This window comes from Falsiroseomonas ponticola (genome assembly GCF_016805305.1).
Lineage (GTDB): Bacteria > Pseudomonadota > Alphaproteobacteria > Acetobacterales > Acetobacteraceae > Falsiroseomonas > Falsiroseomonas ponticola.
This window is the reverse complement of sequence record NZ_JAERQN010000010.1, coordinates 176,289-186,281: the sequence shown is the minus strand read 5'-3', so window position 1 is coordinate 186,281 and position 9,993 is coordinate 176,289. Positions and strand designations below refer to the sequence as shown.

The 9,993-nt window shown below is 69.9% G+C and carries 10 protein-coding genes and 1 tRNA gene; 3 read left to right on the top strand and 8 right to left on the bottom strand.

Annotated features, from left to right (window positions below):
* The 5 genes from JJI54_RS24755 to JJI54_RS24735 are packed head-to-tail and all read right to left on the bottom strand — an operon-like array spanning window position 1 to window position 6,343.
* Complete coding sequence (locus JJI54_RS24755; RefSeq protein ID WP_203076087.1) at window positions 1-1,590, bottom strand: ABC transporter ATP-binding protein; 1,590 nt, start codon at window positions 1,588-1,590, stop codon at window positions 1-3.
* Entirely contained in the window at window positions 1,587-2,417 is an 831-nt protein-coding gene (locus JJI54_RS24750) for an ABC transporter permease (RefSeq protein WP_203076086.1), read from the bottom strand. The genes JJI54_RS24755 and JJI54_RS24750 overlap by 4 nt, the downstream gene beginning before the upstream one ends.
* Window positions 2,418-2,421: 4 nt before the next feature.
* Window positions 2,422-3,399: an ABC transporter permease gene (locus JJI54_RS24745; RefSeq protein WP_203076085.1), complete on the bottom strand. Its 978-nt coding sequence runs from the start codon at window positions 3,397-3,399 to the stop codon at window positions 2,422-2,424.
* A gap of 1 nt (window position 3,400) precedes the next feature.
* Complete coding sequence (locus tag JJI54_RS24740; RefSeq protein WP_226382071.1) at window positions 3,401-4,996, bottom strand: ABC transporter substrate-binding protein; 1,596 nt, start codon at window positions 4,994-4,996, stop codon at window positions 3,401-3,403.
* 9 nt (window positions 4,997-5,005) lie between these two features.
* Entirely contained in the window at window positions 5,006-6,343 is a 1,338-nt protein-coding gene (locus tag JJI54_RS24735) for an NtaA/DmoA family FMN-dependent monooxygenase (RefSeq protein ID WP_203076084.1), read from the bottom strand.
* A 326-nt stretch (window positions 6,344-6,669) separates the two neighbouring features.
* On the opposite strand from JJI54_RS24735, the gene JJI54_RS24730 reads away from it, so the two are divergent.
* Window positions 6,670-7,074 (top strand): thermonuclease family protein, encoded by a 405-nt coding sequence (locus JJI54_RS24730; RefSeq protein WP_203076083.1) that lies wholly within the window; start codon window positions 6,670-6,672, stop codon window positions 7,072-7,074.
* 26 nt (window positions 7,075-7,100) lie between these two features.
* Here JJI54_RS24730 and JJI54_RS24725 read toward each other — a convergent pair.
* The 3 genes from JJI54_RS24725 to JJI54_RS24715 form a co-directional block, all read right to left on the bottom strand.
* Window positions 7,101-7,176: transfer RNA gene (locus tag JJI54_RS24725), tRNA-Glu, on the bottom strand.
* A gap of 65 nt (window positions 7,177-7,241) precedes the next feature.
* Window positions 7,242-7,421 carry a DUF2256 domain-containing protein gene (locus tag JJI54_RS24720; RefSeq protein WP_203076082.1) on the bottom strand — a complete coding sequence of 60 codons (180 nt, stop codon included), beginning with the start codon at window positions 7,419-7,421 and terminating at the stop codon, window positions 7,242-7,244.
* A 6-nt stretch (window positions 7,422-7,427) separates the two neighbouring features.
* A complete protein-coding gene (locus JJI54_RS24715) occupies window positions 7,428-7,703 on the bottom strand; it encodes a DUF6476 family protein (protein ID WP_318987572.1) in 276 nt (91 codons plus the stop codon).
* Between JJI54_RS24715 and JJI54_RS24710 the strand changes: the two genes are divergently transcribed.
* Together JJI54_RS24710 and rpoH are read left to right on the top strand one after the other, a co-directional pair.
* A complete protein-coding gene (locus JJI54_RS24710; RefSeq protein WP_404817630.1) occupies window positions 7,690-8,712 on the top strand; it encodes an RluA family pseudouridine synthase in 1,023 nt (340 codons plus the stop codon). The genes JJI54_RS24715 and JJI54_RS24710 overlap by 14 nt on opposite strands.
* Window positions 8,713-9,063: 351 nt before the next feature.
* Window positions 9,064-9,945, top strand: a complete 882-nt coding sequence (gene rpoH / locus JJI54_RS24705; RefSeq protein ID WP_203076080.1) for an RNA polymerase sigma factor RpoH — start codon at window positions 9,064-9,066, stop codon at window positions 9,943-9,945.
* Window positions 9,946-9,993: the final 48 nt, after the last annotated feature.

The window sequence follows — 9,993 nt, the reverse complement described above, 5'->3', positions numbered from 1 at the left end:
CTACCGCCCGCCGGCCCAGCCCCGCCCCGGCACGGCGGCCAGCAATTCGCGCGAATAGGGATGCGCGGGCGCGGTCAGCAGCGTCTCCGCCGGGCCCTCCTCCACCACCTCCCCCCGCTGCATGATGGCGACGCGGTCGCAGACCTGGGCGGCCACGCGCAAATCATGCGTGATGAAGACCATGGACAGGCCGAGCTTCCGCCGCAGCCCCGCCAGCAGGTCCAGCACCTGCGCCTGCACGGAGAGGTCGAGCGCCGAGACCGGCTCATCCGCCACCAGCACATCCGGCTCCAGCGCCAGGGCGCGGGCGAGGCCGATGCGCTGCCGCTGCCCGCCGCTGAATTCATGCGGGAAGCGGTCGATCGCGGCGGGGTCCAGCCCCACCAGGCGGAACAGGTCCCGCGCGCGGTCCTTCAGGTCCAGCCCGCGGATGCCGCGCATGGCGATGCCCTGCGTCACCAGGTCGCCGACCCGCCGGCGCGGGTTGAGCGAGGTGAAGGGGTCCTGGAACACCATCTGGATGCGGCCCGTCTGCGCGCGCCAGGCGCTGCCGCTGAGCTTCGTGATATCCGTGTCCAGCACGCGGATCGCGCCCTGCTCGGGCTCCACCAGCTTCACCAGGCAGCGCGCCAGCGTGGACTTGCCCGACCCGCTCTCCCCCACCACGCCGAGCGTCGTGCCACGGCGCAGCGTGATCGACACGTCCTTCAGCGCCGCCACCGTGCGGCCACGGCGGCGATAGGTCTTGTGCACGCCCTCCACCCGCAGCACCGGCGCCGCGCCGCTGGGCTGGTAGGGCGGCGGCCGCAGCGCCGGCATGGCGGCGATCAGCGCCTGGCTGTAGGGGTGGCGCGGCCGGTCGAGGATGGCGGCGGCCTCCCCCTGTTCCACCACCTCCCCCTGCCGCATCACCGCGATGCGCGTCGCCACTTCCGCCACCACGCCGCAATCATGGGTGATGAACATCACCCCCATGCCGCGCCGCGCCTGCAGGTCGCGGATCAGCGCCAGGATCTGCGCCTGCGTCGTCACATCCAGCGCCGTTGTCGGCTCATCCGCGATCAGCAGCGCGGGCTCCAGCGCCATCGCCATGGCGATCACGCAGCGCTGCCGCTGCCCGCCGGAGAGCTCATGCGGATAGGCGCGCGCGATCTGCCGCGGCTCCGGCAGGCGCATCGTCTCCAGCAGGTCCAGCACGCGGTCCGCGATCTCCGTCCGGGACAGCGTGGTGTGGATGCGGAACACCTCCGCGACCTGGGACCCCACGGTGTGCAGCGGGTTCAGCGCCGTCATCGGGTCCTGGAACACCATCCCGATGCGCTTGCCGCTGATGCGGCGGAGTTCGGGCAGCGAGAGCGTCAGCAGGTCCTGCCCCTCGAACAGGATGCGCCCGGCGCTGGCCCGCACGCCCGGCGGCAGCAGGCCGAGGATGGCGGCGGCGGTCAGCGACTTGCCGGACCCGCTCTCCCCCACCACGCAGAAGACCTCCCCGCGATCGATGCTGAAGGAAACATCGCTGGCCGCCAGCGCGCGGTCCGCGCCCCTCGGCAGGGCGATGGACAGGTTCTCGACGGACAGCAGCGCGGTCATCGCCGGCCGAGCCTCGGGTTCAGCAGGTCATTCACCCCCTGCCCGACCAGGGAGATGGCGAGCACCGTGACGATGATGGCGAGCCCCGGCAGCGCCGCCACATACCAGGCGCTGCGCAGCACCCGCCGCCCATCGCCGATCAGGTTGCCCCAGGAGGCGATGTTGGGATCGGAGAGGCCGAGGAAGGCCAGCGCGCTTTCCTGCAGGATGGCCAGCGCCATCACCACGCTGACATAGACGATGACGGGCGGCAGGGCGCTGGGCAGGATCTCCAGGAAGATGATGCGCGCATGCGGCATGCCGAGCGTGCGGCAGCTCAGCACGAAGTCACGCGACCGCAAGGTCAGGAACTCCGCCCGCGTGAGGCGCGCCGGCGCGGTCCAGGAGACGGCGCCGATGATCAGCGCCAGCGTCGTCACCTCCGACCCGAAGATGACGACGAGCATCAGCAGCAGGATGAAGCTCGGCACCGTCTGGAAGGCTTCCGTCAGCCGCATCAGCGCGGCATCCGTGGCGCCGCCGAAATAGCCGGAGACGGCGCCGACCAGGATGCCGATGCCGATGGCGATGCCCGTGGCCACGACGCCCACCAGCAGCGAGACGCGCGCGCCATGGAAGATCTGCGCCGCGATGTCGCGCCCGACGGAATCGGTGCCGAGCGGCAGCCCCTCCTCCGTGAAGGGCGGCGTCAGCGGCGCGCCGGCCAGCGAGAGCGGATCATCCGGGAACAGCCACCCCGCGCTGACCGCCATGCCGATGACCAGCAGCAGCAGCACCAGCCCGATGACGGCGGCGGCGGAGGAGGCGTAGCGACGCAGCGCGCCCATGCCCTCAGCCCCCCACATCGATGCGCGGGTCGAGCTTCGCGTAGATGATGTCGATCACCAGGTTCACGACGATGACGAGGACGGAGGACATGACGGTGATGCCGAGCAGCATGTTGAGGTCCCGCTGCACCACCGCTTCCTGCGCCAGGCGACCGAGCCCGGGCAGGGAGAAGACGCTCTCCACCACCACCGCGCCGCCGAGCATGGAGGAAGCCTGCAGCCCCGCAATGGTCACCATGGGCAGCAACGCGTTGCGCAGCGCATGGCGGAACAGCACGGCGCGTTCCTGCAACCCCTTGGCGCGGGCGGTGCGCATGAAGTCCAGCGTCATCACCTCCAGCATCGCGGTGCGCATCACCCGCAGATAGACCGCGAAGAAGATCAGCCCGAGGGTGAGCGCCGGCATCACCAGGTGCCGCGCCATGTCGAGCATCAGCGCGAGCCCCGTATGCCCGGCGCGGAGGTCGGAGATGCCGCCCGCCGGCAGCCAGCCCAGCGTGACGGCGAAGAGCACGATGGCCATCAGCCCGAACCAGAAGCTCGGCATGGAATAGACCAGCATGCCGAGCACCGAGATGATCGTATCCGGCCATCGATGCACGTAGCGCGCGGCGATCACGCCGACGACGCAGCCCGCCGTGAAGGCCATGGCCATCGACGCCACCATCAGCACCACCGTCACCGGCAGGCGTTCCAGGATGAGGTCGATGACCGGCTTGCCATAGGCGATGGAGAGACCGAGATCGAGCGTGACCAGCCGCCCGACATAGCCCGTGAACTGCGCGGCCACGCTGCCATCCAGCCCGTAATGGCTGCGCAGCAGCTTGCTCAGCGTATCGTCGCTGGTGCCCATCTGCCCGATCAGCGCATCCACCGCATCGCCCGGCGCCAGCTGCAGCAGGAAGAACAGCACCGCCAGGATGATGCCGAGGCAGGGGATGCTCAGCGACAGCCGGCGCAGCACCAGCCGGAGAAGGCGCATCTCAGGCCGCGATCCAGAGGTCGGACCAGTGGCTGCCCGTCCAGCGCGGGTTGTTATGGTCGTTGCGCAGCTTCACCGCGGCGACGGAGGTATAGACCTGCTCGATCGCCAGCCACATCGGCAGTTCCTGCATCACCATTTCCCCCAGCTCGCGATACAGCGCGCGGCGGCGATCCGGGTCCACCGCCTCCGCCGCCGCATCGATCAGCGCGTCCATGGCCGGGGATTCCCAGCCCCACTGGTTGCTCCAGGGCACGCCGCGCGGCTGGCCGGATCGCAGGAAGACGGTGGTGCTGATCTGCGGGTCGTTGCGGAAGCCGATGGTCTCCCCCGTCAGGTCGAAGTTCCAGTCGCGCATGACGTTGGCGAGGTAGCCCGCGCTGTCATAGGTGGTGATGGTGATGCGCACGCCGATGCGGGCCAGCGATTGCTGCACGAACGTCGCGAAGCGCACGGCATCGTCGCCATTCGTGCTGGTCATGCGCAGCGTCATGCGGATGCCGCCCTGGCCGCGGCGGTACCCGGCCTCGTCCAGCAACGCCTCCGCGCGCCGCGCATCGAAGGGATAATCCGTCAGGTCGCCGAAATAGAAGGCGGAGAAGCTGGGCTGTAGCCCGAGCCCCCGCCTGCCGAGGCCGAGCAGGAAGCTGCGGACGTAGAAATTGACGTCGATGGCATGCGCGAAGGCGCGCCGCACCCGCACATCCTGCAATTCCGGCTTGCGGTGGTTGAAGCAGAGCGTGTTGCCGATGGAATTCGCCTCGTTCCCCTTCTGGGAGACGCGGAACCGCGCTTCCCGCGACAGCCGCACCAGATCCGTGCGCGGCAGGCCGGAGAAGAGGCTGAGGTCCACCGCGCCGGATTCCACCGCCGCCGTCGCCGCCGCGGGGTCCGCGATGAAGCGCGTGATGATGCGGTCGATATAGGGTTTTCCTGCGTCCCAGTAATCGGGGTTGCGCTCCACGATCACATGCTGGCCGGCCGTGTAGTTCACGAAGCGGAAGGGCCCGGTGCCGATGGGCGCGGTGTTCACGGGGTTGGCGAAGAAATCCGTGCCTTCGTAGAGGTGCCGCGGCGCGACATAGGACAGCTCCGTCCCGGCATAGAGCATCAGCCGAAGCGGCATCGGCTTGCTGAACCGGAAGATCGCCGTCAGCGCATCGGGCGTGTCCACCGCGACCAGGTTGCGGAAGACGATGGTCCCGTAGTTCTGCACGCGGCGCCACATCTCCATGGCGCTGAACTGCACATCGGCCGAGGTGAAGGGCTTTCCGTCATGCCACTTCACGCCATCCCGCAGCCGGAAGGTGATGGCCAGGCCATCGGGCGTGCTCTCCCACGCGGTGGCGAGCCGTCCCTGCGGCTGGCCCTCGCCGTCCAGGTCCACCAGCGGCTCCACCACCTTGGCGGCGAGGTTGGTGATGTTGAAGCTGCCGCGCAGCGCGGGCATCAGGAAGCGCGGATCGCCGGCGACCTGCACCGTCACGGTGCCGCCGCGCCGCGGCGTTTCCTGCGCGGCGGCCGGGCCGCCGTGATAGGCCAGCGCGGCACCACCCAGCAGGGCCGCGCGGCGGGGGAAGCGGAGCTCGGTCATCATGTCCGTCCTTCAGGCCAGCAGGTTGTCGCGCAGCGTCTTGCCCTCGTAGCGCCTGCGCAGCCGCCCGCGGCGCTGCAACTCCGGCACCAGGAAATCCACCAGGTTCAGCGTGTCCCGCGGCGTCGCCTGGGGGTGGGAGACCATGAAGCCGCCGCGCTGGCCGGCGCCGTCGAACTCACCTTCCAGGTAATCCGCGACCTGGCGGGCATCGCCGGCGAAGGTGCGGTCATAGCCCGTCGCGCTGCGCAACCCGTGCTGGAAGAACTCCTCGGGCGTCATCTCCAGGTCCTCGCCATGGGCCAGCACCAGCTGGTGCAGCAGGCCCATGGGCGAGGCGCCGGTCGCCGCGATCGCCTTGTTCAGCTCCGCCGGCTTGAAGCGTGCTGGCAGCTTCGAGAAATCGTAGCCGATGTTGTGGGAGAGATAGGCGCCCACCCCCTCCGGCGGGATCATCGCCAGCAGCTTCTCCTTCCGCGCGCGCGCCTCGCTCTCCGTCTCCGCGACGATCAGCGGCGTGGAGAACAGGATGCCGACCTTGGACGGATCCCGGCCCTGCTTCACCAGCGCCGCATCCAGCGCCGCGCGATGCTTCTGCTTCTGCGGCAGTGGCGGGCCCGCGGCGAAGACATGCTCGGCGAAATAGGCGCTGGCCTGGATGCCGCGCGGCGACCCGCCGGCCTGGATCAGCACCGGCTCGATCTGCGGCGAAGGCACCACGGAAAGCGGCCCGCGCACCTTGAAGAAGCGGCCATCGTGATGGATCGGCCGCACCTTCGCGGGGTCCGCCACCACGCCGCTCTCGCGGTCCCACTGGAAGGCGTCCGCATCGATGCTGCGCCACAAACCCTTGCAGACATCGATGACCTCTTCCATCCGCTCATAGCGGGCATTGTGCTCCATCAGCTCATCGAAGCCGTAATTGGCGGCATCGGCCCGGCGGGTGGAGGTGATGACGTTGAAGGCGATGCGCCCGCCCGTGACGTGGTCCAGCGAATTCAGCAGCCGCGCGACGTAGAAGGGATGCATGAAGGTGGAGGCGTAGGTGAGGCCGAAGCCGATATGCTTCGTGGCGCGGGCCATCAGCGCGATATAGGGGGACATGTCCTGGCGCGGCCAGCCGATGCCCCAGCGCACCGCATCCTCCTCCGACCCCTTCCAGGTGCTGGGAATGCCGGTGCCGTCGCCGAAGAACAGCATGTCGATGCAGCCGCGCTCCGCAATACGCGCGATCTCCTCGAACACCGCGGGATCGGGATAGAGGCTGTTCACCCAGGACCCGGCGCTGCGCCATCGGCCGTCGAGATGCGTCATCGACAGGTCGAGCGCGAGGTGCATGCGAGGCGCCATGCGGAACCCTTCCCCTGCAGCGGGCGATGGCACCCGCGCAGAAGGCGAAACAGCAAGGCCCGTGCCAGCGGGACGCTGGACGCCGCTTCGCAAGGTGGCCGCTGGCATCAACGACGATCGGCATCGCGCCGATGCCGGATGCGCTGCAACGAAAGCAGGCAGCGATGGCCGCGTGAACCCGGCACAACGCTGTTTCGAAGTCACCACCTTCCGGCGACGGCGCGTTGCGGTTCCGGCAACGGGCGGTGCGCGGCGCGCATCGATTCCGCAGGCGCCCGCGCGCCGCCTTAACGAAGGCTTCATCGCTGCGTTGTCACGCTGCACCCATGATCAGCCTCCGCAGCCTTGCCCTCTTCCTGCTCATCGCGCCGCCCGCGCTGGCCGATGCCTGCCGGTGGCGGGAACCGCCCGCCACCTATCCCGCCGGCCTGGCCTGGTCCTGCAGCGCCGTCCGTTGGGCGGATGGCGACACGCTGACGGCCGATTGCGCCGGCCAGCCCGAGCTGGTCCGCGTGCGGCTGCGCGGCGTGGATACGGTGGAGCGGGGCGAGGCCGGGTGGAGTGCCGCGCGGCTCGAACTGCGCCGCAGGACCGAATCCGCCGCGCTGGTCATCCTGTCGCATCACGCCAGCCACAACCGTGTGGTCGCGACGGTGCTGGCCCATGGGCATGATGTGGGGCGGGCGATGGATGCGGCGGGCTGGTCGAAGGCCGGGTGCCCGAGGCGGTAGCGGTGCTGCCGGCCGGTGCGGCCGTGTGGCGTCCCCTAGGGGATTCGAACCCCTGTTACCGCCGTGAGAGGGCGGTGTCCTAGGCCTCTAGACGAAGGGGACCCAGACAAACCGTCAGGCGCCGTGGCGCCGCGGTGAACGCTCTCTAGCGTCCCGGCCGGGGGCGATCAAGCCGCCCCCCGGCTTTTTCCGCCGCGCTGTTTCGCGGCCTCGTAGCGCCCCGTCCGGCAGGCGTCGGAGCAGAAGCGCACCTGGTCCCAGTCCCGCGCCCATTTCTTCCGCCAGGCGAAGGGCCGGCCGCAGGCGGCGCAGGTCTTCTCCGGCAGGCTGGGCTTGCGATGGGCCATCGCCGGTCACTCCGCCGCGCGCAATTCGCCGACGACGCGGCCGCTGCGGCCATCCACCAGCAGCACCCGTTCCGACCCGTCCGGCCGCGCCACCAGCACGGCCAGGCGCCCCTCCGCCCCGGCGACGGAGACGATCCGCGTCCCTGCCGGCTGGCCCAGCGCGCGCGGCGGCATCGTGCCGGAATCGCCGCCGGCGCGCTGGACGATCAGCGCAACCAGCGTCACGGTGCCCGCGACGATGAGCACCCCCATCCCGATCACCAGCGCCTTGAGCAGTGCCACGACCCAATCCCCCCTGAAGCCCGATCCCGAAACCGGCGAGACGCATCGCGTCGTCGCGCCCGCCGAGGCCGCCGGCACCCGTGCCGACCGATTCATCACGGATGCCCTTGGCGCCGCGATAGGCGGTCTCTCGCGGTCCCGGGTCAAGGCGCTGATGGAAGCCGGGCAGGTCACGCGGGATGGCGCCGTGATGCGCGACCCGTCGGAGGCGATCCGCGCCGGCGCCACCTACACGCTCCGCCTGCCGCCGCCGGAACCAGCGACGCCGCAGCCCCAGCCCATCCCCCTCACCATCCTGTTCGAGGACCGGCACCTCATCGTCATCGACAAGCCCGCGGGGCTGGTGGTGCACCCCGCCCCCGGCAACCAGGACGGCACGCTGGTCAACGCCGTCCTGGCCCATGCGGCGGAGGACCTTACCGGCATCGGGGGGGAGAAGCGGCCCGGCATCGTCCATCGGCTGGACAAGGACACCTCCGGCGTCATGGTCGTCGCCAAGTCGGAGCGCGCCCACACGGCGCTGTCGGAAGCCTTCGCGACGCGCGACCTGGACCGGGAATACCTGGCGCTCTGCTGGGGCCTGCCCGCGCCGACGAGCGGCGAGGTCGATGCGCCCATCGGCCGCCACCCGATCGACCGCAAGCGGATGGCGGTGGTGGAGCGCCAGGGCAAGCACGCGCTGACGCGCTACCGGACGGAACGCGGCTTCGGCACCGGCTGCGCGCTGCTGCGCTGCCGCCTGGCCACGGGAAGGACGCACCAGATCCGCGTCCACCTGGCGCATATCGGCCACCCCATCGTGGGCGACCCGGTCTATCTGAAGCGCACGCCCGCCAGCGCCAGGGGCCTGCCCGCGGCCACGCGGGACCTGCTGCTGGCCTTCCCGCGCCAGGCGCTGCACGCCGCGACGCTCGGCTTCAGGCACCCCGTGACGGGCGAGTCCCTGACATTCTCCGCGCCCGTGCCGCCCGACATGCAGGCGCTGCTGGACGCGCTGGGCGACGGTTAGCGCGGCCGATCAAGGGGTTAACGCCCCCTGAACCCTGTTACCGGCGCGTTACCATCCGTAAACCTACCTTACAGGTCGGTTTTTCTTGCCCGCCCCGCGGCAAGGGGCTACACAGTCTCCGCCAGCTTCGGGTGGGTGCCGCTTCGTGCCCTGCCCCGGAATCCAGGGATCGTCGTGCCGACAGATGGTGCGGACGGGTCCTGGAAGGCAGGAGCACCCCACCGCGCCTCTCCCCGTCGTGACCGGGGGGTCGGCGGAAAGGGAGGGCCCGACCGGCGTTGGCGGAACAGCACAGCCACAGCGGGCCCCGCCGTCACGGGGGGCAGCGGTGGCATAGGAGGCAGTTCTCCCATGGCTTCCCTGTCGATCCCCATCGCCCCAGAGGGCAACCTCTCCCGCTACCTGCAGGAGATCCGCAAGTTCCCGATGCTGACGCCGGACGAGGAATACGCCCTCTCCAAGCGTTGGAAGGACGAGGGCGACGAACAATCCGCCCATCGCCTCGTCACCTCGCATCTCCGCCTCGTCGCCAAGATCGCCATGGGCTACCGCGGCTACGGCCTGCCGGTGGGTGAGCTGATCTCGGAAGGCAATGTCGGCATGATGCAGGCCGTCAAGCGCTTCGACCCGGATCGCGGCTTCCGCCTGGCGACCTACGCCATGTGGTGGATCCGCGCCGCCATCCAGGAATACATCCTCCACAGCTGGTCGCTGGTGAAGATGGGGACGACGGCCGCGCAGAAGAAGCTGTTCTTCAACCTCCGCCGGCTGAAGGGCCAGATGGCGGCGCTGGAGGATGGCGACCTGAAGCCCGAGCAGGTCGAGAAGATCGCCCGCGTGCTCCAGGTGCCGGAGCAGGACGTGGTCTCCATGAACCGCCGCCTGGCCTCCCCGGACAACAGCCTCAACGCCCCGGTCCGCGCGGATTCGGACGGCGAATGGCAGGACTGGCTGGTCGATGACAGCGAGAGCCAGGAGACGGAGCTCGCGGACCGGCAGGACATGTCGAACCGCCGCCAGCTGCTGGGCGAGGCGCTGAAGACGCTGAACGACCGGGAACGCCACATCCTGATCGAGCGGCGCCTGAAGGACGAGCCGACGACGCTGGAGGAGCTGTCGCAGCAGTACAACATCAGCCGCGAACGCGTCCGCCAGATCGAGGTCCGCGCCTTCGAGAAGCTGCAGAAGAGCATGAAGACGCAGATCGTCGAGCAGAGGCTCGCGGTCAGCTGAGGCAGCGGCTCGCGGCCGGCTGAGGCAGCGGCTCGCGGCCGGCTGAGG